We start from the raw sequence: 21,811 nt of genomic DNA on the forward strand, positions 1-21,811 counted from the left end.
TATGTATTTTTGTTTCTCCCTTTGGGGAGGTGTTTTTTTGAACTAAAGATATGTCTACGGCACGCTTTCCCTGCGGTTGCAATATCGAGAATGCTAAATCTAATGAATGAATTATGGAGGTGGGCCTAGGGTCTGGACTTCGGTAGCGGGGGGCGTCCCAGTCAAGCCGTTTTGCGCAAAACAATTGATCCGCCATAGCGGTTCCTTTGATATTCTTGGTGCCCGTCTTGGCTTCTGTTGGGGCTTTCGGCTGAGGTCCTTGGGGTACATGCTTGGGTTCGTGGTCAGCGCGGCGGCTGCCAACATTATGCTGGTTCGATGTAATTCCGATGTGCCCATCTCATAGGCGTACTTGACGGAAGTCAGCGACAGCCCAAACCACGCTATCACCGGAACCACGTCCCTGCGGGACCTCGAAAGCCTGCCATCAGACAGTCAACGGGTGGGGTATCATCCTGTCAGACAGTGTTCGGCGCCGCAGCTGACTGGAAGGTTGTGCATCTACCCAAACCCGATGAAGAATGACCGCTATGCGGCGTGCAAGAGCGACCATCGCGATTTTACGACCGCGCCGCTGCGCGAGCTGAGTTCCCCATGTTCTCATCCATGTCGATCAGCCACGGTTCATCATGACGGTTGCTGCTTGGCATAATGCTCGCCTCAGATTGACGTCTCCGGCTTTGGTGATGCCGCCTGATACATCCCGTTCACCGGACTGGTTGCGTGAGGGCGTCAAGCCAACCCAAGGACCAACCCTCTTGGAAGACCGAAAGCGCGCCGGATCATCGACGGCTGCGCGGAAGGTCAGCGCTACGACCGCCCCGATCCTCGGCGCTCACAGGCTTTGCGCCAATAGTACATGACGGTGGAGTCATGCGCGGGAAACGCGCCATTGGTGCTGGGCGACGGTTGCTCAGGCATGTGATGTTCCAAGCCGCTCTCATTGCTAGCCATCACAATCCGATACTCAAATCCTTCGCGCCGCAGGAAAACCGCACAAGGTCGTCATCACGGCCGTTGCACGAACACTCGTCACAATCGTCAACGCGCTCGTCAAATCGCAACAAAAATGGACGCCTCAGAGCGCATGAAAAATACAGTTGCTAGTCATTGTCGGCCATTTCACTGATCGACATCGCCTCGACATCCAGCAGGCTGATCCCTGCAGCATCCAGTTCCGCGTCCAGTTCGGCAAAAGCCTCGCCAAACTCGCTGTCCATCTCCTCAAGGCCGAGGCCTGCGAATTCAGCATCCATAGCCGAAAACTCAGCTTCCATTTCCTGCAATTCGGCGACGGTATAATCAGACATTTGGTAATCCTTTATCAGTTTAAAAACTGCGCCAGTGATCTGGCAGGTCTGTTTTCGCTGCGGCAAAGGAGAGGTGAGGACCTCTTTGGAGAAATCCGGGTCTCTTATGGGGGACGTATATTTGTGCTGGCGGCGTGCCTGCTTCTTTTGGGTTTGCCCATTTAAGGGAGAAAGGGGCGGCACAGGACCGCCCCGAGTAGTTCATTTTACTTCTTTGAAATGGTGACCCTCAAAAACCCGATGTGGTTCACCACGTTGCAACTGCCCATGAAGCGCCCATGTTTCGCCTCGGCGACTGGCATCGGCTTCTGCCTGTTCAGCGCTGGCAAGGGCGGCCAGCCGCTCCAACGCCAGGCGCCGATTTTGATGTTGCGATCGACTGTCACGCACCACCACAGAGTACACCTGTTTGTGGGCACTGATCCAACGTGCGCGGATTGCACTCGAAGTCTTGTTTTGGTGCTGACCACCGGGGCCACCGGCCCGAATGGCTTGCATTTCGACGGAGGCCGGATCAACCGACACCACTTTGGTCGCCGTGGGCAAACGAAAGATCTGCACGAACCAATTCTTGCGCTTGTGTTTCGGGCGCAATTCGCTCTGGCACCGCCACAAAATGACTCCCTCAACGGCCAGTGCCAAGGCGCTTGCCTGTGTGCCTGACAGGATGACCACAGCCGAAGACGGGCCGTGTTGGGCGTCTCTGGTGGCGATGTCGAGTTCAACGCCGTATTGCGCGGCTTTGGTTGCAAGCCAAGCCAACAAATGGCCAACCGCCTGCCGACATTCACCGGGGCCATTGCCGCTGGACAGAAGGAGCGCTTCTTTCTCGCTCATTTTATGCCTCCTGTCGTCTTGAAAGTCACAAGGGGCAGCATTCGGGCCACTGCAGTGGCGAGGCCAAAACAAGACAGATCCCGAACCACCTGATCGGGGTCTTTGTAAGCCTGTCCGGCCTCTTCGAGCAGAAGGTCGCGGTCTTCGCAGATAACGCGCCCGCCGAAACGATTGCGGGTTAAAGAGGCTAGCTCAGAACGCGTCTTGCGGATGCGACCGTGCATCGACGACCTGTCATATTTGCGTCCGGCTCCATGAGATACCGAGCCAAGCGCCCCGGAGACAAGGTCGGGCACCTCAAGGAGATAACTTGGAGTTTCGCGCGATCCTGCAAGCGGCGCGAGACCTGCTTCTGGACACGCCGCGCCTTTTCGATGGAGCCAGCCATCTGAACGCGGCGTGACGTGATTGTGGACCGTGTCGCAGACCAGACTGGCCTTGCATCCCAATGCGTCAGATGCAGCAGAAGCAATCAGCGCCCGGTTTAAGCGCGCCCATCTGGTGGCGACATCGTGGAGCGTGAGATAATGCGTCGCCGCCTCGCTATCCGCGACAAAGCCATGTTTCCAACTGTCGTCCAACCCTTGAAAGATACCGGCACCGCGCCCGCGAGAACCGGAATGTACCAGCAGGCACAGATCATCTTTGCGCAAGTCCGTGCGTGCAGGATCTAGGATCGCGTCGAGCACCTGCACCTCGCAGAAATGATTGCCGCCGCCTATAGTCCCAAGCGCGTCGGGTTCGATCAGCCCCGTCAAGCCAGCAGCATGCAACTCAGCCAGCGCGTGATCTCTGTCTGCTCCGTCCTCTAGTACGGCCAAACGCCGGGCCGCCTTGTCGAGTTTCAGGCGACGCCTAGGCAGATCAAGGCGAAACAGTGCCATGCCACAGCCGATATCTGGCCCAACAAGTTGAGGCCAAATCCGGTCGGCCAAAAAGGCTGCCCCCACCGGGCCGTAGCGGCCTGGATGAAGATCGGGAAAGCCAGCGACAGCTTTCATGCCGGGCCAGCCCGCCACTTGTTCGAGTTGTTCTTCAGCGCGCCCGTCAATCCATGTTGCGCGGCTGTAAAATTTGGAAACCTGAGCGCCAGCAGCGCTTCGTTCCCCAGAAATGGGATTGCCCATCTTTCATCTTTCCATAGCAATAAAAGCGACCGGAGTGGGTCGCGGATGGATCGATACGAACGTGGGAAACCCGAGTGGGGATCAGAGCCGCATCAGATCCAGCGGAAGGGAAGTGTTGATGGTGTCGGTCATGTCTTACCCTCCTGTCTGTTGCGGGTGAAAAGTATCGCCTTGTTAGATCGTGGCTCTCATCTTGTGTAGCCCCCGCTCCCAGAAGATGAGGGAAGTGATGCAATCGCGTGACAGGACGGTCCGCCATCTGTTAAAGGGGGGCCGCTGTCCTGATGCAGGCGCTTTACCAAGCCACGTATGAGGCAGCTTGGAAGCGGGCGCGCCAGAGTTTGTTGTGCCAAAGCCCACTTTAGGTGGGCATCCCGGTGCGGTGCCTGCAGGTACACCTTAGGCCATGCCACCGAGGCAGATGTTCTTAATCTCCAGAAAATCCTCGATGCCGTATTTGGACCCTTCGCGCCCAAGCCCGGATTGTTTGATGCCACCGAAAGGAGCGACCTCGGTAGAGATAAGACCAGTATTGACCCCGACCATGCCGCTTTCCAATGCTTCGGCCACGCGCCAGACGCGGCTCAGATCGCGCGCGTAGAAATAGGCTGCAAGTCCAAAGTCGCTGTCATTGGCCATCGCGATCACTTCGTCTTCTGTTTCAAAGCGAACCAAGGCTGCCAGCGGGCCAAAGGTTTCCTCATGACATACCACCATATGCTGGTTCACATCGCGCAGCACGGTTGGTGTAAAGAACGTACCACCCATATCGGAACGTGCGCCGCCGGTGAGGATCTTTGCACCTTTCCCCACTGCATCAGAGATATGAGCCTCTACTTTGCGCAGGGCTGCGTCATTTATCAGTGGGCCCGTGGTCACATCCTGATCAAAGCCATTACCGACCTGAAGGGTCTGAACCTTGTCGGCGAGCTTGGCAGCAAAGGCATCATAGACGCTGTCTTGCACATAAATACGGTTTGCGCAGACGCAGGTTTGGCCGTTGTTTCGGAACTTCGCAATCATGGCCCCATCAATTGCCTGATCAAGATCGGCGTCATCAAACACAATAAAGGGTGCGTTTCCGCCCAGCTCTAACGACATTTTTTTGATCGTACCCGCAGCCTGTTCCATCAGAATGCGCCCGACGCGCGTGGAGCCGGTAAAGGTAATCTTGCGCACCTTTGGGTTTGTGCAAAGTTCTTGCCCCACGCCGGATGCATCGGTGGAGGGGATAACGTTGAACACGCCAGCGGGCACACCCGCCCGTTCTGCCAAAACAGCCATGGCGAGCGCCGACAGTGGGGTCAATTCGGCTGGGCGCGCAACAAAGGTGCAGCCTGCAGCCAGAGCCGGCGCAACCTTGCGCGCGATCATCGCGTTTGGAAAGTTCCAAGGCGTGATGGAGCCGACAACGCCCACGGGCTGTTTCAGAACCATGATGCGCTTGTCACGCTGATGGCCGGGGATCACGTCACCGTAGACCCGTTTGGCCTCTTCTGCGAACCATTCGATAAAGGACGCCCCATATAGGATCTCGCCGCGTGCCTCCGCCCATGGTTTGCCCATCTCAGCGGTGAGAATGGTGGCAAGATCGTCGGCATTTTCAATGAGCAGATCGTGCCAACGCCGCAAAATCGTGCTGCGTTCCTTGCCGGTGAGAGCCGCCCATGCAGGGCCAGCAGCCTGGGCAGCATCAATTGCCTTTGTGGTCGTTGCGACGTCGAAATCTGAGACCTGCGCCACCAGTCGACCGGTAGCCGGATCGGTAACATCGAACTTTCTATCGCTTTCTATCCACTGGCCGTTCACATAAGCGCGGGTCTCCAGCAGGCTTGGGGTCTTTAACCAAACAGACAATAGGTCGGTCATTTCAGGCTCCCTTCACGGCAGAGATTGATGCCTCGAGAATGTCGAGAGCCTCAGAAAACACGCCATCGGGAATGGTTAGCGGAGCGAGGAAACGGATTACGTTGCCGTAGACACCGCAGGTCAGCAAAACCAGCCCCCGGTTCAGGGCCTCGGCACGGATTGCATTGGCCATATCCGGGTTCGGTGCAGACCCATCCGCCGAATAAAACTCTGCCGCAACCATGAAACCGGGGCCGCGTATGTCAGCGATTTCGGGCACTGTTTCGCGGATCGCGCTGAGACGTTGCTTGAGCCGCGAACCGAGTTCATTTGCCCTGTCACACAGGTCTTCTTCTTCGATGATATCCAAGACCGCATGCGCTGCGGCAATGCCCAAAGGGTTGCCGCCATAGGTGCCACCCAAGCCGCCGGGCGCGGCGGCGTCCATGATTTCAGCGCGTCCGGTCACAGCTGCAAGTGGCAGACCACCGGCCAGACCCTTTGCCATTGTGGTGATGTCCGCAGCCACATCATAGCCTTCCATCGCAAAGAGATGCCCGGTGCGGGCAAACCCGGTCTGGACCTCATCTGCGATCAACAAAATGCCATGGGAGTCGCAAAGTTCGCGCAAGCCGCGCATCAGCTCAGTCGGTGCGGGATAAAACCCACCCTCACCCTGGACAGGCTCCAGAATAATTGCGGCGACGCGATCAGGATCGAGGTCTGCTTTAAATAGCTTTTCGATCGCCGTCAGCGCATCGGATGTTGAGATCCCATGAAGATCGGCAGGGAAGGGGACGTGAAAGACATCGGGCATCATCGCACCGAACCCTTTCTTATAGGGGGCAACCTTGCCGGTGAGGCTCATTCCCATGAAGGTGCGACCGTGGAACCCGCCGCCAAAGGCGATGATGGCAGATCGTCCGGTTGCGGCACGCGCGATTTTGATCGCGTTCTCGACGGCCTCGGCTCCGGTGGTGACAAAAACGGTCTTTTTGTCAAAATTGCCCGGCACCTTGTCGTTCAGGCGTTCGGCCAGCCGAATGTAGTTTTCATATGGCAGGACCTGATGGCAGGTGTGGGTAAATGCCTCGCTTTGTGCGCGCACGGCCTCCATCACCTTTGGGTGACAATGGCCGGTATTCACCACGGCAATTCCAGCAGCGAAATCAATATAGCGGCGTCCTTCCACATCCCAGACTTCGGCACCGCTCGCACGGGAGACATAGACCTGCGTTTGCATGCCGACGCCCCGGGATATAGCGGCGTCGCGACGGCTGGAAATTTCGGCATTGAGCATTTGGGTCTGTCCTGTGTGAGTGGCGCATCGGCCGGGTTGTTGAGATGCACAGCAGGATATGGCGTTGAGTTTTGCGCGATAGTCTGTTTCTTATTTATAGTAACATGCTGTTTTTAATGGGACGGATGTCAGGAGTTGATCAATATTGAACAACACAAACGCAAATTCTGAAGACTACCAACTGGGACAGCGTCTGCGCGCCGTGCGTGAACAGAGCGGTGTGTCACAACGGGCGTTGGCAAAAAAAACCGGCGTGCCGAACTCTACGATCTCGCTGATTGAATCGGGTAAGATGAACCCATCCGTTGGTGCGCTCAGGCGAATTCTGGATGGGATTCCGATCAGCCTGTCAGAGTTTTTTGCCTTTGAACCGGAGCTGGAAAAAACCAGTTTTTACGCGGCTGAAGATCTGACGGAGATCGGCAAGGGGAAGCTTTCCTTGAAACAAGTGGGTGCGAACCTCTTTGGGCGTCAGATGATGATCCTCTATGAGACCTATGAGATCGGCGCTGATACTGGTCGTGTCATGTATGGTCACGAAGGTGAGGAAGGCGGGATCGTGCTGTCCGGTCGGGTGGAAATCACGGTTGGGGCCGAGCGCAAAATCCTAGGACCCGGAGATGCCTATTATTTTGACAGCCGCGCCCCGCATAGATTTCGTCAGATCGGGCCTGAGAAATGCGTTTTGGTCAGCGCCTGCACTCCGCCAACATTTTAGCCGCGCCAAGCTGTGTGTGCCATCTGCGGCGACAAATAGGCGTTGCGGAAATAATCGACGAAGTGGCGGGCTGCATTGGGCATGTCCTGATTGCGCCGCCATGCTAGGCCCACATCCATGGAGGGGATCTCGCGGTCCATCACCAGTGTCGAGATACGGCGACCTTCCAGAGACCACGGTCGGTAGACCATATCGGACAGGATCGTAACCCCAAGCCCATTGGCGACCATGGACCGCACAGCCTCGGTCGAGGACGTACGCATGCGTACACGCGGCACCAGTCCAGTCGGCCCCCAGTATTTCATCGACGTATTGGCGGCTTCGTCCACCGTCAGCATGATGTAGTCGTGTTCTGCCACTTCCTCGAACGTAGCAAATTCGCGCCCGGCCAGCGTGTGGTTCTGCGGCACCCACAAACGGCGGTGTGAACGCATTAGGGTTTGTGTGGCCAGTTCAGGATTGGAGGTGTTTGATGTCAGGATCACGGCGACATCAAACCGGTTGGAAATCAGACCTTCTTCGATGCTTTCGCGGTTCAGCTCAGAGATATTGATCGTCAGATTGGGAAAGCGATGGCTCAACCGATCAAGATGGTAGGGCAGGAAGTAGCCGCAGACCGTATAGGTGGCAGCGATATTGATGGTGCCGGTCACATCGGAATGGTTCTGCCCGATGTCCTGCGCGATCTGCACTTTCTCCATCACGTCGCGCGCAGCGCTTAGAAGATCGCGGCCGGTTGGAGTCAGGTCCATGCCATGAGCTGTGCGATTAAACAGCGTCGTGCCCATGCTCTGTTCCAGCTCTCTTATGGCGGATGTGACAGAGGATTGAGAAATCGACAGCTCTGACGCGGCACGGCTGACCTGACCCAGTTCGGCGGTGGCGAGGAAGTATTTTAGCTGTCTCAGATTCATAGATTTGTCCTCTCTGAGGGGCGTACAGTTTGGCCACGACTATTCCTCGCCTTCTGAAACTCCGCAACCGCATTATCGAAATATCCGATAATGCAATCATTGGTTGCGGAAAAAATGATCTCGCACCGCCTGTAAGCGCCAACCATGCCTAATATTCAGGATTTTCCCGAGGCTTGTGTGTTCGGATTTTGCGATAATGGGGTTTCTGATAAATGAACTTTACAAAAATGCGACCGGCTCCGCATGCTCGAAGGATCAGAAATTCCAAGGGCGTGTGATGCGAAATATTGTCGATCTCAACTGTGACATGGGTGAAGGTTTTGGCCACTGGGTGCTGGGCGAAGCACCTGATGACCAGCTGATGGAGCTCATCTCATCCGCGAATATTGCTGCTGGTTTTCATGCAGGTGATCCAAATTCGATGGATCGGGTGATTAAGCTGGCCAATCATTACGGCGTCGGTCTCGGGGCACATCCGGGCTACCGCGACCTGCAGGGGTTTGGCCGTCGATACATCGACACCACGCCTGAAGAACTGGTCAATGATATCATCTATCAGGTCGGCGCGGTGCGAGAGTTTGGGCGTCGCCACGGCATCCGCCTGCAACATGTAAAACCGCATGGCGCGCTCTACATGGAGGCTGCGCGCAATGAGGAGCTGTCTCGGTTGATGATCGAAAGCCTCGCGGCCATCAGCGGGGATTTGATCGTCTACTGTATGGATATCTCAAAGACCTATGCCATCGCCAAACGCCTAGGCCATCCGGTGGTGCGCGAGTTCTATGCAGATCGCGATTACGGCAAGGATGGTTCCATCGTTTTCACCCGTAAGGTCGGGCGGCTCAGCCCGGATGCGATCGCGCAGAAATGCCTGCGGGCCTGCCTTGAGGGGAAGGTGACCACGGTCGATGGCAGCGATATCGATATCGAGTTTGAATCGATCTGCTTTCACTCAGACACCCCCGGTGCCGTTGAAATCGGTCGCGCAATCCGTCGCGAATTGACCGCAAACAACATCACGATCGCGCCGTCCTCGGCGGTGATCCAAGCGGCCTGAACCGCACCTACAAAAGACAACAACAGGGATACCAACATGTCCGATATTCAATCTCCGCTGCCTGGCACTTTCTATCATCAGGCCTCGCCAGAAGAGCCTCCGTTTAAATCCGCAGGGGATGCCGTCGCAGTGGGTGACGTCATTGGTCTGATCGAAGTGATGAAGACCTTCATTCAGGTCACCGCCGAAGAGCCGGGCACATTTGAAAAATATGCCGTTCAAAATGCAGCGCCCGTCACTGCGGGTGACGTCGTGGCGGAGTTGAAATAGGCCATGGCAATCCAGCGACTATTTATTGCAAACCGGGGTGAAATTGCCGTGCGGATCGTTCGGGCCGCGCAGGCGCTCGGCATCCATTCCATTCAGGCTCACTCCGAGGCCGATAGCGACATGCTGGCCGTTAAACTTGCGGATGAGGTGGTCTCCATTGGTCCCGCGCCCGCCAAGGAAAGCTACCTGAACATTGATGCGATCCTGCAGGCGGCCAAAGCCACGGGCGCTGATGCCATTCATCCCGGCTATGGGTTCTTGTCCGAAAGTCCGGCATTTGTGCGCGCGGTAGAGGCCTCCGGTCTCATTTTTGTGGGCCCGTCCGCCGACACCATCGAGCGGATGGGGGATAAGGTTGCCGCCCGGCAGGCCGCCGAGGCTGCTGGCGTACCGGTGGTGCCGGGGTCCGATGGGCGAGTTGAGAGTGTCGCTGAGGCCGTCACCATTGCCGAACAGATTGGCTTTCCAGTGATGATCAAGGCCGCCGCGGGCGGCGGCGGACGCGGCATCCGTGTTGCAAAAACCGTCGAAGAGCTGAAGTCCCTCGCGCCGCAAGCCAAGGCCGAAGCCGAGGCCGCCTTTGGCGATGGCGGACTTTATGTCGAACGCGCCATCCTGTCGCCGCGCCATATCGAGGTGCAAATTCTTGGCGATGGTGAGACTGCTGTTCATTGTTTTGAGCGAGAGTGTTCGTTGCAGCGTCGCCGCCAAAAAGTCTGGGAAGAGGCCGGGGCGACGTGTCTGGATGAGGAGACGCGCGAGGCGCTTTGCTCCTCTGCTGTCGCGCTTGCAAAAGCCGTGAACTATCGCGGGGCGGGTACGCTTGAATATCTTTTTGATGAGGCCGCGAACGAATTCTTCTTTATCGAGATGAACACCCGCATTCAGGTTGAGCATCCGGTGACGGAAATGCTGACCGGGGTGGATCTGGTTGCCGAGATGATCAAGGTCTGCGGCGGGGCAAAGCTGTCGATGACGCAGGATGAAATTACGCGCACTGGTCATTCCATCGAGGTACGTCTCTGCGCAGAAGATCCCTACATGGATTTTATGCCTTGGCCCGGTCAGGTGACGTCTTTGAAAATGCCATCAGGGGAGGGGGTGCGTTTTGACCACTTCTTGTCAGAGGGATATCAAATACCGCCCTTCTATGACTCTCTCTTGGGCAAGGTCATTGTACATGCTGAAACCCGTGATGCGGCGATCGACAAGCTGGTGAAGGCTCTCACCGAATTGGAAATCGCAGGCACCAAGACCACGGCGCCGCTGCACCTTGCTCTGGCAGCCGACCCGAATGTGCGGGCGGGCGACTTTCACACCCAATGGCTCGAACCTTGGCTCGAAGCCGGGAACCTCACCGCGAAAGGAGATGCTGCATGAAAACGCGCTACACCTACGGGGGCGATGAACATGTTTATGTCGAGGTCGACGATGAGATGTCGCTCGATGCGTTCTTTATCGCGCTCTCACTGTCAAAACTGGTGCGGGAAGCCGACATCCCCGGTGTGACCGAGATTTGTCCGGCGAATGCCTCTTTTGAGGTTCGGTTCGACCCGGATGTCATCGCCCCGGACGAGATGATGACCCGGATCAAGGAGCTCGAAGGCGAGGCTCAGGCGCAGGAAAAACGTCTGGACACACGGATTATTGAGATCCCGGTTTTTTATGAAGATCCTTGGACGCATGAAACACTGATGCGGTTTCGTGAGCGTCATCAGGATCCTTCGGGTACTGATCTGGATTATGCCGCGCGGATCAATGGTTACGACAGCGCTGCCGCGTTCATTGAGGCGCATCATTCACAACCATGGTTTGTGTCCATGGTTGGGTTCGTGTCGGGATTGCCCTTCCTTTATCAGTTGGTTGAACGTGACAAGCAGTTGGAAGTGCCCAAGTATCTGAGGCCGCGAACAGATACACCAAAACTGACGGTAGGCTATGGCGGCTGTTTTTCCTGTATCTATTCGGTGCGCGGTGCCGGCGGGTATCAGATGTTCGGGATTACCCCGATGCCGATCTTCGATCCCGAGCAAAAGATTAGCTATCTCAAAGACTTCATGGTCTTCTTCCGCCCCGGAGATATCGTCAAATGGAAGCCGATTGACCGAGCGGAATATGATGTGATCTCCCAGCAGGTCGAAGAGGGCAGCTACACGCCCAAGATCGCAGAGGTCGCCTTTGATCTTGATGCTTTCAATAAGGACATGACCGGTTTCAACGCCAAACTGATGGAGGCGCTCAATGACGCTTGAGATTGTCAAACCGGGACTTGCAACCACCGTTCAGGATCTGGGCCGTCCGGGCTATTTCCACCTTGGTATCCCCGAGGGGGGGGCGATGGATCGCCTGGCGTTGACCGCCGCCAATATGCTGGTTGGAAATGAGGATGGGGCCGCCTGTCTGGAAGCTGTCTTTATGGGGCCAGAGGTCAAATTCGGCGCGGATATGACGGTTGCCGTGACCGGTGCAGAATTGCCCGTGATGCTGGATGGTGCGCCGCGCGACACTTGGACGAGTTTCAGCGTAAAAGCCGGGCAAGTGCTGTCCTTTGGGTTTCTGAAAGAGGGCGCGCGCATCTACATCGCTGTATCCGGCGGCATCGACACGCCTCCTGCTCTGGGATCGCGCTCAACCTATGTCATTGGGGCACTTGGTGGTTTTGAGGGGCGTCCGGTTGCTGCGGGGGACGTGATCCCGGTGGGCAAGGCTATGGAAGGTTCCGACGCGCGCAGTGTTCCCCAAGCGTTGCGTCGCCGTCCTGGGAAACCTGCGGTGTTGCGGGTTCTGCCCGGTCTGTACTGGCACCGCCTCACGGAAAAGAGCCAGAACGCCTTTTTTGACGATGACTGGACCGTTGCGCCAGAAGCAGACCGGATGGGTTATCGGTTCCGTGGCGGGCAGCAGATGGAATTTGTCGCGCGCGAGCAACCCTTTGGGGCTGGTTCTGACCCCTCAAATATCGTGGATGGCTGCTATTCTTACGGCTCCATTCAGGTGCCCGGAGGATTGGAGCCGATTGTGCTGCATCGCGATGCGGTTTCCGGTGGGGGGTATTTTACCCTGGGGGCTGTGATTTCCGCCGATATGGACCTGATCGGACAGTTGCAGCCCAACGCCCCGGTCAAATTTGAGCGCGTTGATATGGATCAGGCGCTTGCCGCTCGAAAGGTTCGAAAAGAGACCATCGAGCAGATCCGTCAGGCGCTCTTGTAGCGCCTGACAACTCCCGGAGCCCGTCTCCACCTAAAATCAGTCTGGCGATGCCCTTCGCCCAATACCTGATGAACCAACAAGGAGTCAGAACGATGAAGCTTTTCCTGAACACAGCCTCCGCGCTGCTGGTGTCGGTGGCCCTTCCGGCCCTCGCCGACGAGGCGTGGTTTCCCTACCCCGCCGAAGAAGTCACGCCTGCATTTTCCGCAGATGGCACGGTGTCGGACGTCACCTACGAACCACTGGCGGCTGCGGAGAAGCCGTGGAATATCTGCGTCTCCTTTCCCCATATGAAAGATGCATATTGGCTGGGGGTCGACTATGGCGTTGTGGCTGAGGCCGAGCGTCTGGGCGTCAATCTGAATGTGGTCGAAGCCGGAGGATACACCGAGCTCAACTCTCAGATCAGCCAGATCGAGGATTGCGTGGCAAGCGGTGCAGATGCGGTCGTCGTCGGTGCGATCTCATATGATGGTTTGAACAACGTCATCAGCGAAGTAGCGGGGCAAGGCATCCCTGTGATTGACGTGATCAACGGCGTGTCTTCCACCGATATTGCGGCCAAATCGCTGGTCTCGTTCCGCACCATGGGGTTTGAGACCGGCAAATATCTTGCGGAAAAACACCCCGCAGGTTCTGACCCCGTGACTGTGGGCTGGTTCCCCGGACCGGCAGGGGCTGGTTGGGTTGAGGCTGCCAATACGGGCTTTCTTGCGGCGGTCGAAGGCTCCGCTGTCAATGTGCTGGAACCTCGCTATGGCGACACCGGCAAAGAGGCGCAGCTCAAGCTGGTCGAGGACGTGCTGCAGGCCAATCCGGAGATCAAGTATATCGCAGGTACGGCCGTTACAGCAGAAGCCGCACAGGGTGTGATCCGCGAGCGGGGTCTAAAAGGTGAGGTCGACATTCTTGCGTTTTACATGACACCGGGCGTCTACACTGGCATTCAGCGCGGCTTCATCACCGGTGCGCCAGCGGACTCGATGGTTATTCAGGGTCGCATTGCGATCGATCAGGCGGTGCGTGTGCTTGAGGGCAAGAACTACCTCAAACACGTGGGCCCCAAGATCTTTGTTGTGGACCAGAACAACGTGAGGGACGTGGCGCGCGGGAATATTTTGCCGCCAGATGGGTTCTCTCCGGTCTTCAGCGTCACTCAGTAAGCAAAACAACTGCAGGTCGGGCCCTCTCTCCCCGCCCGGCCTGCAATATGCAAGGAAGTAGCGATGTCCAAGCTGATCGAGACACGCGGCCTGACGAAGCAATATCCCGGCGTTGTGGCACTGGATCATGTCGATTTCGATCTGGAGCCGGGCGAGGTGCATGTGTTGTTTGGTGAAAACGGCGCAGGGAAATCCACGCTGATTTCGATGCTCGCAGGCGCGAATACCCCAACCGAAGGCAGTATCCGGCTCGAGGGTGAGACTGTGAGTTTTGACAGTGTCGCCCAAGCGCAGGCCAAAGGTATCTACACAGTCTTTCAGGAATTTTCGCTGATCCCGACCCTGACAGTGGCCCAGAATATTTTCCTTGGCTGGGAACTGCGGCGCGGCCCGTTTCTGGACCACCGCGCCATGCGGGCGCGATCGCGAGAAATGCTTGAAGAGTTGGGATTTGACATAGACCCGTCTGCCATCGTTGCACGTCTGTCGCGGGCGCAGCAGCAGATGGTTGAGATCACCAAAGCCTTTCACGGCGACCTCAAGGTGCTGATTTTGGATGAACCGACGGCATCGCTCACAGATCGGGAGGTCGACCATCTGTTTGATTTTGTGACCAAGCTGAAAGCGCGTGGCGTTGGCATTGTCTATATCTCGCACCGTATTCAGGAATTTGCGCGGATCGCCGAACGAGTCACAGTTCTTCGGGATGGCGCGGTCATCGGCACGGTCGCGATGGCCGATACCGATGACGATGCCCTTGTCGAGATGATGACGGGGCGCTCTTTTGATCAGATCTATCCAAGCATCACCAATGATCCCGGTGAAATACTTCTGGAGGTCGCAGGGCTTCATGCGCCGGGCATCTCAAACGCGCGTTTTCAAGTCCGTAGGGGCGAGGTGCTCGGAGTCGCCGGGTTGGTCGGGTCGGGGAAATCCCGTCTGTTCCGTGCTGTCATGGGGTTAACGCCGGTTCAATCCGGCACAGTGACCTTTAAGGGGCGCGATATTACCGGTGCCACCACCCGCGATATCATCAAAGGTGGTATGTATTATTTGTCACCTGACAGAAAGGCCGAAGGGCTTGATCTGGCGACTACCGCCCGAGACAACCTCGCTGTGAATATCGTGTCGGGGATGCGGAATGAGGGCGGGAGCCCGTTTGTTCGCTGGCGAGCGGTCAACAGCTCAATCGATCAGATATCCGATCATGTAGAGCTGCACGCAGGCTACCGGAATAAGCCTGTCTCGCAACTCTCGGGGGGCAATCAGCAAAAGGCGCTGTTTGGCAAATGTTTTGGTCAGGAAGCTGATCTGCTCATCTTTGACGAGCCTACCGTAGGCGTCGATATGGGCACCCGCGCAGCGCTCTATCTGTTGATCAAACAGCTTGCAGAGGCCGGTAAGGCGATTGTCGTCATCTCCTCTGATCTGCCCGAAGCGATGAATATCGCACACCGCCTTCTGGTTCTCGCCCATGGCCGCATCTCGGCAGAGCTGAGTGGGCAGGACATGACGGAGGACACTGTCCTCAAATACTTCTTCGATGAAACCGGAGCCACACTATGACCACCGACACCATGCCATTCAGCTTTCCCGGATTGATCCGAAAAATATTCGTCCGGGTTGGGGTCTTACCGTTCTTTCTGCTTGGGGCGTTGGTGGTTTTCACCCTGCTGTCGCCCAAGTTTCTGACGGGCCAGAACCTCGTCAATGTGATGCGCCAGTCGGTCTATTTGGTGCTGGTTTCGCTCGGGCAGATGCTGGTGCTGATCTCCGGCGGGTTTGATCTCTCGGTTGGGACGGCGATTGCGCTTACGTCTGTTGTGAGTGCAACGGTCATGGTCTGGCTGGCCGGCATATTTCCGGATGCGATCTTTCTTGTGATCCTGCTTGGTGCTTTGGCGGGTTTTGCTGCGGCGGCCTGTGTGGGGTTGCTGAATGGCATTGGTGTCGCCTATTTCGATGTCTCGCCCTTCATCATGACACTCGGGGCGTCTTCGCTCGCTGGTGGTGCTGCGCTGTTGCTTACGGGTGGCGTGCCGGTCTCGGGTCTGCCTTTTGCGTTTGCGGATGTGTTTGGGTTTGGTCGCCTTTGGGGCGTCCCTGTCCCGGTGATTGTTGCTCTGCTCTGTATCGTGGCGATGTGGGTATTTATGTCGCGTACATCGCTTGGCACACAAGTCTATGCCGTTGGCGGCAACATTAAAGCAGCGCATTTGTCGGCGATTAACACGAAACGCACGCTGATGATGGCCTACGTCGGGTGCGCCTTGATCGCATCGTTGACGGGGTTGCTACTGACGGCGCGGGTTGAAAGTGGCGAGGCCAATCTGGGTGGTACGATCACGCTGGAGTCGATTGCGGCCTGTGTTATCGCAGGAGTCTCATTGCGGGGTGGTATCGGGCGTGTTGAAAACGTGGTTTTGGGCGGGTTCTTCATTGTTCTTGTGCAAAACGGGATGAACCTCGCGCAGATTTCCTCTTATATGCAAATGGTTCTGCTGGGCGCGCTTCTGATCCTGGCGGTGATTTTCGACCAACTCCGCTACCGGATGATTATGGGTGGCTCATAACACTGCAATCCTGTGCTGGCGGGGTCGCGCTTCAGTTGTGACCGCCAGCATGGTGCAGAGGCTCAGGACACCACACCATCGCGTTTCAGATTGTCGATTTCATGCGCGACCGCCGCTGCAAAGGCTTGTCCGACGGTGCTGAGCGGACGTTCATGGGGGATGAACTGCGCAATGTCCCACGTGATTGCAGGGATCAGGCGGTGGATGGAAACTTTCTCCAGATCAAGGAGTTGCCGGGCGACGGGGTCGACAATTGCGACACCTTCACCACGTTCCACGAGACGGACAATGCCGTGAATCGTACGCAGTTCAGCAGCAATCGTGCGATTAACCTGAATGGTGTCCATCATGTGATCAATGCGGCGTCGCAGCGGGCTGCCTTGTGCAAGATCAATGAACATTTCCCGGCGTAAGCGGGGTAGGGGGATCTCTTCCACATCTCCTAACAAATGGCCTTTGGGTAGAATGCACTGAGCCTCGCAATGGGCCAAAGAGAGTGCATCACCGCCAAATGCCTCAGCGTTGAGGGTAATGCCAAACGCCAGATCACAGCGCTGTTCGCTGATCATACGCAGCATTTCCTCCATCCCGACATCGGCGATTTGTACAGTGGCCTCAGGATGGGTTTTCCGAAACTGCGCCAGTGCATCAAGCAAGAATGTATCGCAAAACACCGGTTGCGCTGCGATTACGAGATGCCCAACCTGACCGCTTGCAATGGCGTTGGCCTCCTGTTCCAGATTGCGAAGCCCGGCCAAATGACGCACCACAGTTTGATGAAACCGAAAGGCCTCTGCCGTCGGCGCGAGCCGGTTTCGCTTGCGTTGGAACAGTTCGAATCCGGTTTTTTCCTCTAGTGAGGACAGCAAGCGGCTCACCATTGGCTGACTTGTATCCAATTGTTCCGCCGCCAGCTTCACGCCACCCAGCCGCATATAGGCGTCAAAGGCCTTTAATTCCCGTGTCTTGAACATAAATCGCCCCCTCAGTATGCAATTTATGCAACTAGTTAGCTTCTATTGTCAAATTTCGCATACTGTGAATGTTGGTGCCATCCAACAGCTCCGGAAACTCGGACGAAACGTGAGGTACTCATGAAAAAACTAATCGGATCGATTGCATTTGCAGTGGTGGCAGCAAGCGGAGCCGCGCTGGCTCAGTCTTATCCTGAGCAGGCGGTGACGCTTGTGGTGCCTTACGGACCGGGCGGCGCATCCGATCTTGCTGGTCGTGCACTGGCAGAAACCGCGCAGCCTTTTCTGGAACAGCCCGTCACCGTGATGAACAAACCCGGCGCAGGCGGTATGAACGGCGCGCGTTTCGTTTCCGAGGCCGATGCGGACGGCTATACGATGCTGCTCGCGCGGGTTGGGATGGCGCTCTCTCCTGCCGTGACGCCTGATTCCGCAGTTCCGTGGGATGCTTACACATTTGTAGGCGCGCTCGAGGCGACGCCGATGATTTTGGCCGTGCGCAGCGATGCGCCTTATGAAAACGTCGAGGATCTGGTCACCGCGATCAAAGACAGCAACGGCGCTATGACTTATGCCGCGTCCGGTGCCACTGCGATTGATGGTTTCACCACGCAGGCGCTCTTGGCCGATAATGATCTGGACCCCCTCACCGCTGCGACGTTGGTGCCATACAAAGGTGGCGGTGCGCTTGCGACCGCGCTCTTGGGTGGGCATGTAGACTTTGTGGCCATGGCCGCGGGTTCGCTGATGCCCCATATCGAGAGTGGCGATATGAAAGCGCTGATGGTTTTTGCACCCAAGCGTGTAGAAAGCCTGCCGGACGTCGCGACCGCCCAAGAGCTTGGTTACGAAAAAGCCGGTCAGATCACCGGCTGGAGCGCGCTTTATGCCCCCAAAGACCTGCCTGAAGAGGTATTTGCCAAATGGCAGGAGGTTCTGGGCCAAGTCGCGACGGATGAAAAATGGCTGGAGCTTGCGTCCCGTCGTGGCTCGATCTCGACCATTGGAACTGTCGATATGACCGACTATGCAAAGAGCCAGTACGAACTGTTCAATGGCCTTGCCAAAGACTTTGGCTATCTGCCGAACTAAGCCTGTTGCAGGTGGGGGCTCTGGCATCCACCTGCCGCTCATGGGCCCAGCCTTTGTGGCTGGGGCCATCTCAAACGAGATCCCTACATCTTCAGGAGCATTGCCATGACGAAGCCCGTTTTGCGGGGGCTGTTGGTTGTCGCGTTCTTTGCGCTCAGTGCCTTCTATCTTGTGCCCGTATTTGTGCCACGTCCCGCCTTTATCCCGGGGTTTGCGCCACCGCCTGACATGTGGCCGTGGACCGTTTCCGTGGTTGGTATCGTGCTTGGCGTTTTGGCGTTGATTGTTGCGCGACAGGGCAATGAGGACGCAGAGGAACTCATCGACACAGACGGCAGTTCACTTGCCCGCATGGGATTTCGGTTTGCAGGCTTGCTGCTGGCCTTTGTGTTGTTCTTCGTCGTGATGCCATACGTCGGTTTCCTAGTCGCGACGATGCTTTTGACCTTCTCCATCGTCTTGATGACCGGAGAACGCAGTTACCGGGTCTGGATTGCACTCCTATCCATCGGTGCGCCGATACTGCTGTTGATGTTCTTTCACTCCGCGCTTGGTACGCAGTTCCCCAAGGGTGAACTCACCAAGATGCTCGGTTTCTGATCGGAGATACTGATGCTAAACGAGATTCTCGCTGCACTGGTGGCTGTTGCCACGTTGCAGAACCTTCTGATCATGGTCGCTGGCATCTGGGGCGGCGTGATCGTCGGGGCGATCCCCGGCATGACGGGGACGATGGCGGTGACGCTGGCGCTGCCGTTTACCTTTTACATGGATCCGGTGCCGTCGATCCTTCTGCTGGTTGCCTTGTATAAAGGGTCTACCTACGGCGGGTCGGTTTCAGCCATCCTGATCAAGACGCCGGGCACCGCCTCGGCGGCGTGTACGGCCCTTGATGGCTACCCGCTTGCGCAACAGGGCAAGGCAGGCAAAGCCCTGAACATGGCGCTTTACTCTTCGGTGATCGGCGATTTCTTGTCGAACATGTCGCTGATTTTCTTTGCGGCACCCTTGGCGCTGCTGGCGCTCCATATCGGGCCGCCCGAGTTCTTCATGCTGATGCTCTTTGCGTTAACCACTGTTGCAGGGGTTTCGGGAAATTCGCTGCTCTTGGGGATGGTCTCGGCATCTCTAGGGCTGTTGCTGGCGACAGTGGGCGAGGACATGTACGGTTCCTTCCGGTTTGCCTTTGTACCTGACATGCAAGCGGGTCTTTCAATTGCGCCCGTCTTGATCGGTCTCTTTGCGTTGCCTGAATTGATCAAGCTGGTGGTGATGCGCGCCAGCAAAACTGAAGAGGCTGCTGCACTCGGCGCACAACATGTCACCCGAGAAGAGTTCATGGGGTCGCTGCGCAGTATCCTGAAAGGGTCCGTGATCGGGTCCATTCTTGGCGCTATTCCAGGCATCGGCCCATCGTCTGCGGCGTTCTTCTCCTATGGCGAAGCCCAACGCAGCTCAAAGAACGGCGGCAATTTCGGCAAAGGTGAGCTGGAAGGGATCGCCGCATCAGAATCCGCCAACAATGGCGCATGTGGTGCAACGATGATCCCTTTGCTGGCGCTTGGCGTTCCGGGTGATGTGATCACCGGTGTGATGCTCGGTGCATTCATGATCCAAGGCCTGACACCCGGTCCACTGCTGTTTCAGACCAACATGCATGAGATCTACATGCTATTGATCGGTATGCTGGTGTCTTCGGTGCTTTTGCTGTTCGCAGGAAAAATCACCATGCGCATGTTCTCCAAGGTGGCGCATATTCCACAAACATTGCTGACACCCTTGGTGCTCCTGCTTTGTATCTTTGGAATTTACTCCATTGCCTCCAGCACATTCGACGTGGCGGTGTTGTTGGTCATGGGGGTTGTGGGTTTTGCGATGTTCCTGCTGAACATTCCCGCGGCACCCTTCCTGATCGCGTTTATTCTGGGGCCAATGATCGAAGAAAACTTGCGCCGCGCATTGGCGATTTCGCGTGGTGATCCCGCGGTGTTGCTCTCTTCACCGATCACATGGATCTTTGCAGCGCTGATCATCTTTGTCGTTGGGCTAACCATCCGCCGCGAATTTACTAAATCAAAAGAAAGACGAGTCGCGTAATGACACTCCTGAGCGAAATGAGCTTCGCATCTGATGACCTGACCGGAAAGGCTGCGGAGCATCTGGCAAAGCTGATCTCATTCGATACGGTCTCTCGTAATCCCAACCGCCCGCTCATTGACCACATGGCGGATTATCTCGGTGACTTGGGCGCGCGGATCACGATTTTGCCGGATGAGACCGGAGCCAAAGCCAACCTTGTCGCGGCCTTTGGTCCAAAGGACACTGCCGGGGTTGTTTGGTCGGGCCACACGGATGTGGTCCCCGCCGAGGAGCCGGAATGGCAGAGCAACCCTTTCGTGGCGGAGATCCGAGACGGCAAGCTCTATGGTCGTGGGGCGTGCGATATGAAAGGGTTTGCGGCCTGCGCAATGGCTGTTGCACCGCAGCTGGCGGCGGCCAAGCTGTCGCGTCCTGTCTATCTGTGCTTTTCCTATGATGAGGAAGTGGGCTGTCTGGGGGCGCCAGCGATTGCAGAGTATCTGAAGCAACTGCCGGTACCACCAGAGTTTGCGATCATCGGTGAGCCGTCGATGATGAAGCTGATCACTGGGCAAAAAGGCAAAATCGCCATGCGGGCCCACGTGACGGGAACGGCTGGTCATTCTTCCTTTGCCCCTGAGCATGTGAACGCGATTGAATTCGCTTCCAAAGCGGTGGAGCGCATCTCTGAACGTGGCAAGCGCTATGAGCTGGAGGGCCCTTTTGATCAGGACTTTACCGTTGCGCACGCCACAATGCTGGTGACGATGGTACAGGGGGGCGTTGCAACGAATGTGACGCCCGATAGCTGTGAATTTACGTTCGAATTACGCTCTATCAGCGGGATGGAACCCGAGCAGGATATGAAGAGCCTGCTGGAGGACATCACCTGCTATATCGTGCGCCCCATGGAAGAGAAAATCCCCGGGACAGGTATTCGTTTTGAGCAAATATTCTCGTATCCAGCGATGGGAGAGGCTCGTAACACCACTGGGTTTAATCGATACGCGCATCTTATGCCCGCGTGGGGCGGCAAGGTATCGTATGGCTCTGAGGGTGGTGTCTTCGAACAAATCGGCGGGATCCCATCCGTCATCGTAGGGCCGGGATCAATCGAGCAAGCGCATAAACCCAACGAGTTTGTCGAGCTTGAACAACTTGGGGAATGCCTGAGTTTTCTGAGAAAGGTCGTTGAGTTTTTGTCAGAGCCGACCCCCTGACCAATATCCCTAGTGTCTTTTATTACTGAGTTGACGCGGTTTCGTTCTTGTAACGGGGCCGCGTTTGTCTTTTGGGGACCGGTTAGGGGGCCTTTCGCGGTATCGTTTGCGGCGTT

At 56.6% G+C, this 21,811-nt stretch carries 21 protein-coding genes and 1 pseudogene; 14 read left to right on the forward strand and 8 right to left on the reverse strand.

Annotated features, from left to right (window positions below):
- Positions 1–427: 427 nt before the first annotated feature.
- Positions 428–832: pseudogene (locus K529_RS24115) on the reverse strand (transposase); the annotation flags it as partial.
- Between the two features lie 41 nt (positions 833–873).
- Here K529_RS24115 and K529_RS24000 point away from each other — a divergent pair.
- Positions 874–1,107: a hypothetical protein gene (locus K529_RS24000; RefSeq protein WP_080929627.1), complete on the forward strand. Its 234-nt coding sequence runs from the start codon at positions 874–876 to the stop codon at positions 1,105–1,107.
- On the opposite strand, the gene K529_RS21070 is transcribed toward K529_RS24000, so the two are convergent.
- The 5 genes from K529_RS21070 to K529_RS21090 form a co-directional block, all read right to left on the reverse strand.
- Positions 1,104–1,310, reverse strand: a complete 207-nt coding sequence (locus tag K529_RS21070; RefSeq protein WP_005613874.1) for a hypothetical protein — start codon at positions 1,308–1,310, stop codon at positions 1,104–1,106. The genes K529_RS24000 and K529_RS21070 overlap by 4 nt on opposite strands.
- A gap of 201 nt (positions 1,311–1,511) precedes the next feature.
- Complete coding sequence (gene prfH / locus K529_RS21075; RefSeq protein WP_005613872.1) at positions 1,512–2,147, reverse strand: peptide chain release factor H; 636 nt, start codon at positions 2,145–2,147, stop codon at positions 1,512–1,514.
- A complete protein-coding gene (locus K529_RS21080; RefSeq protein WP_005613869.1) occupies positions 2,144–3,274 on the reverse strand; it encodes an RNA ligase RtcB family protein in 1,131 nt (376 codons plus the stop codon). Before K529_RS21080 ends, prfH begins: the two co-directional genes overlap by 4 nt.
- Before the next feature lie 399 nt (positions 3,275–3,673).
- The gene (locus tag K529_RS21085) at positions 3,674–5,143 is read right to left on the reverse strand and encodes an NAD-dependent succinate-semialdehyde dehydrogenase (protein ID WP_040641608.1); all 1,470 of its coding nucleotides are present in this window, start codon (positions 5,141–5,143) and stop codon (positions 3,674–3,676) included.
- Between the two features lies 1 nt (position 5,144).
- Entirely contained in the window at positions 5,145–6,422 is a 1,278-nt protein-coding gene (locus K529_RS21090) for a 4-aminobutyrate--2-oxoglutarate transaminase (RefSeq protein ID WP_005613865.1), read from the reverse strand.
- Positions 6,423–6,567: 145 nt separating this feature from the next.
- On the opposite strand from K529_RS21090, the gene K529_RS21095 reads away from it, so the two are divergent.
- Complete coding sequence (locus K529_RS21095) at positions 6,568–7,140, forward strand: cupin domain-containing protein (RefSeq protein WP_005613863.1); 573 nt, start codon at positions 6,568–6,570, stop codon at positions 7,138–7,140.
- Here the strand turns inward: K529_RS21095 and K529_RS21100 are convergent.
- A complete protein-coding gene (locus tag K529_RS21100; RefSeq protein WP_005613861.1) occupies positions 7,137–8,054 on the reverse strand; it encodes a LysR family transcriptional regulator in 918 nt (305 codons plus the stop codon). The genes K529_RS21095 and K529_RS21100 overlap by 4 nt on opposite strands.
- A gap of 277 nt (positions 8,055–8,331) precedes the next feature.
- Between K529_RS21100 and K529_RS21105 the strand changes: the two genes are divergently transcribed.
- From K529_RS21105 to K529_RS21140, 8 genes are all read left to right on the forward strand, one after another.
- The gene (locus tag K529_RS21105) at positions 8,332–9,111 is read left to right on the forward strand and encodes a 5-oxoprolinase subunit PxpA (RefSeq protein WP_198528126.1); all 780 of its coding nucleotides are present in this window, start codon (positions 8,332–8,334) and stop codon (positions 9,109–9,111) included.
- A gap of 36 nt (positions 9,112–9,147) precedes the next feature.
- Positions 9,148–9,381, forward strand: a complete 234-nt coding sequence (locus K529_RS21110; RefSeq protein WP_005613857.1) for an acetyl-CoA carboxylase — start codon at positions 9,148–9,150, stop codon at positions 9,379–9,381.
- A 3-nt stretch (positions 9,382–9,384) separates the two neighbouring features.
- Complete coding sequence (locus K529_RS21115) at positions 9,385–10,761, forward strand: acetyl-CoA carboxylase biotin carboxylase subunit (protein WP_005613855.1); 1,377 nt, start codon at positions 9,385–9,387, stop codon at positions 10,759–10,761.
- The gene (locus K529_RS21120; RefSeq protein ID WP_005613853.1) at positions 10,758–11,633 is read left to right on the forward strand and encodes a 5-oxoprolinase subunit B family protein; all 876 of its coding nucleotides are present in this window, start codon (positions 10,758–10,760) and stop codon (positions 11,631–11,633) included. Before K529_RS21115 ends, K529_RS21120 begins: the two co-directional genes overlap by 4 nt.
- Positions 11,623–12,594 carry a 5-oxoprolinase subunit C family protein gene (locus K529_RS21125; protein WP_005613851.1) on the forward strand — a complete coding sequence of 324 codons (972 nt, stop codon included), beginning with the start codon at positions 11,623–11,625 and terminating at the stop codon, positions 12,592–12,594. The genes K529_RS21120 and K529_RS21125 overlap by 11 nt, the downstream gene beginning before the upstream one ends.
- A 92-nt stretch (positions 12,595–12,686) precedes the next feature.
- Complete coding sequence (torT, locus tag K529_RS21130; protein ID WP_005613849.1) at positions 12,687–13,757, forward strand: TMAO reductase system periplasmic protein TorT; 1,071 nt, start codon at positions 12,687–12,689, stop codon at positions 13,755–13,757.
- Positions 13,758–13,820: 63 nt separating this feature from the next.
- On the forward strand, positions 13,821–15,323 hold the full coding sequence (locus K529_RS21135) for a sugar ABC transporter ATP-binding protein (RefSeq protein ID WP_005613845.1): 1,503 nt from the start codon (positions 13,821–13,823) through the stop codon (positions 15,321–15,323).
- Positions 15,320–16,330 carry an ABC transporter permease gene (locus K529_RS21140; RefSeq protein ID WP_005613843.1) on the forward strand — a complete coding sequence of 337 codons (1,011 nt, stop codon included), beginning with the start codon at positions 15,320–15,322 and terminating at the stop codon, positions 16,328–16,330. The genes K529_RS21135 and K529_RS21140 overlap by 4 nt, the downstream gene beginning before the upstream one ends.
- A gap of 62 nt (positions 16,331–16,392) precedes the next feature.
- On the opposite strand, the gene K529_RS21145 is transcribed toward K529_RS21140, so the two are convergent.
- Positions 16,393–17,304, reverse strand: a complete 912-nt coding sequence (locus K529_RS21145) for a LysR family transcriptional regulator (RefSeq protein ID WP_005613841.1) — start codon at positions 17,302–17,304, stop codon at positions 16,393–16,395.
- A 120-nt stretch (positions 17,305–17,424) separates the two neighbouring features.
- Between K529_RS21145 and K529_RS21150 the strand changes: the two genes are divergently transcribed.
- The 4 genes from K529_RS21150 to argE all read left to right on the forward strand — a co-directional run bounded on the left by K529_RS21150 (position 17,425) and on the right by argE (position 21,695).
- A complete protein-coding gene (locus K529_RS21150) occupies positions 17,425–18,396 on the forward strand; it encodes a Bug family tripartite tricarboxylate transporter substrate binding protein (protein ID WP_005613839.1) in 972 nt (323 codons plus the stop codon).
- Positions 18,397–18,501: 105 nt separating this feature from the next.
- The gene (locus K529_RS21155) at positions 18,502–18,996 is read left to right on the forward strand and encodes a tripartite tricarboxylate transporter TctB family protein (RefSeq protein WP_005613837.1); all 495 of its coding nucleotides are present in this window, start codon (positions 18,502–18,504) and stop codon (positions 18,994–18,996) included.
- Positions 18,997–19,008: 12 nt separating this feature from the next.
- Positions 19,009–20,493: a tripartite tricarboxylate transporter permease gene (locus K529_RS21160; RefSeq protein ID WP_005613835.1), complete on the forward strand. Its 1,485-nt coding sequence runs from the start codon at positions 19,009–19,011 to the stop codon at positions 20,491–20,493.
- Complete coding sequence (argE, locus tag K529_RS21165) at positions 20,493–21,695, forward strand: acetylornithine deacetylase (RefSeq protein ID WP_005613833.1); 1,203 nt, start codon at positions 20,493–20,495, stop codon at positions 21,693–21,695. Before K529_RS21160 ends, argE begins: the two co-directional genes overlap by 1 nt.
- Positions 21,696–21,811 lie beyond the last annotated feature (116 nt).

This window comes from Tritonibacter mobilis F1926, assembly GCF_000376545.2.
In the GTDB taxonomy this organism is placed as follows: Bacteria; Pseudomonadota; Alphaproteobacteria; order Rhodobacterales; family Rhodobacteraceae; genus Epibacterium; species Epibacterium mobile.

Excerpts from the sequence above, each read along its gene's own strand:
- K529_RS24000 (WP_080929627.1), top strand. The coding sequence starts at position 874 with ATGCGCGGGAAACGCGCCATTGGTGCTGGGCGACGGTTGCTCAGGCAT.
- K529_RS21070 (WP_005613874.1), bottom strand. The coding sequence starts at position 1,310 with ATGTCTGATTATACCGTCGCCGAATTGCAGGAAATGGAAGCTGAGTTT.
- prfH (WP_005613872.1), bottom strand. The coding sequence starts at position 2,147 with ATGAGCGAGAAAGAAGCGCTCCTTCTGTCCAGCGGCAATGGCCCCGGT.
- K529_RS21080 (WP_005613869.1), bottom strand. The coding sequence starts at position 3,274 with ATGGGCAATCCCATTTCTGGGGAACGAAGCGCTGCTGGCGCTCAGGTT.
- K529_RS21085 (WP_040641608.1), bottom strand. The coding sequence starts at position 5,143 with ATGACCGACCTATTGTCTGTTTGGTTAAAGACCCCAAGCCTGCTGGAG.
- K529_RS21090 (WP_005613865.1), bottom strand. The coding sequence starts at position 6,422 with ATGCTCAATGCCGAAATTTCCAGCCGTCGCGACGCCGCTATATCCCGG.
- K529_RS21100 (WP_005613861.1), bottom strand. The coding sequence starts at position 8,054 with ATGAATCTGAGACAGCTAAAATACTTCCTCGCCACCGCCGAACTGGGT.
- K529_RS21105 (WP_198528126.1), top strand. The coding sequence starts at position 8,332 with ATGCGAAATATTGTCGATCTCAACTGTGACATGGGTGAAGGTTTTGGC.
- K529_RS21110 (WP_005613857.1), top strand. The coding sequence starts at position 9,148 with ATGTCCGATATTCAATCTCCGCTGCCTGGCACTTTCTATCATCAGGCC.
- K529_RS21115 (WP_005613855.1), top strand. The coding sequence starts at position 9,385 with ATGGCAATCCAGCGACTATTTATTGCAAACCGGGGTGAAATTGCCGTG.
- K529_RS21120 (WP_005613853.1), top strand. The coding sequence starts at position 10,758 with ATGAAAACGCGCTACACCTACGGGGGCGATGAACATGTTTATGTCGAG.
- K529_RS21125 (WP_005613851.1), top strand. The coding sequence starts at position 11,623 with ATGACGCTTGAGATTGTCAAACCGGGACTTGCAACCACCGTTCAGGAT.
- torT (WP_005613849.1), top strand. The coding sequence starts at position 12,687 with ATGAAGCTTTTCCTGAACACAGCCTCCGCGCTGCTGGTGTCGGTGGCC.
- K529_RS21135 (WP_005613845.1), top strand. The coding sequence starts at position 13,821 with ATGTCCAAGCTGATCGAGACACGCGGCCTGACGAAGCAATATCCCGGC.
- K529_RS21140 (WP_005613843.1), top strand. The coding sequence starts at position 15,320 with ATGACCACCGACACCATGCCATTCAGCTTTCCCGGATTGATCCGAAAA.
- K529_RS21145 (WP_005613841.1), bottom strand. The coding sequence starts at position 17,304 with ATGTTCAAGACACGGGAATTAAAGGCCTTTGACGCCTATATGCGGCTG.
- K529_RS21150 (WP_005613839.1), top strand. The coding sequence starts at position 17,425 with ATGAAAAAACTAATCGGATCGATTGCATTTGCAGTGGTGGCAGCAAGC.
- K529_RS21155 (WP_005613837.1), top strand. The coding sequence starts at position 18,502 with ATGACGAAGCCCGTTTTGCGGGGGCTGTTGGTTGTCGCGTTCTTTGCG.
- K529_RS21160 (WP_005613835.1), top strand. The coding sequence starts at position 19,009 with ATGCTAAACGAGATTCTCGCTGCACTGGTGGCTGTTGCCACGTTGCAG.
- argE (WP_005613833.1), top strand. The coding sequence starts at position 20,493 with ATGACACTCCTGAGCGAAATGAGCTTCGCATCTGATGACCTGACCGGA.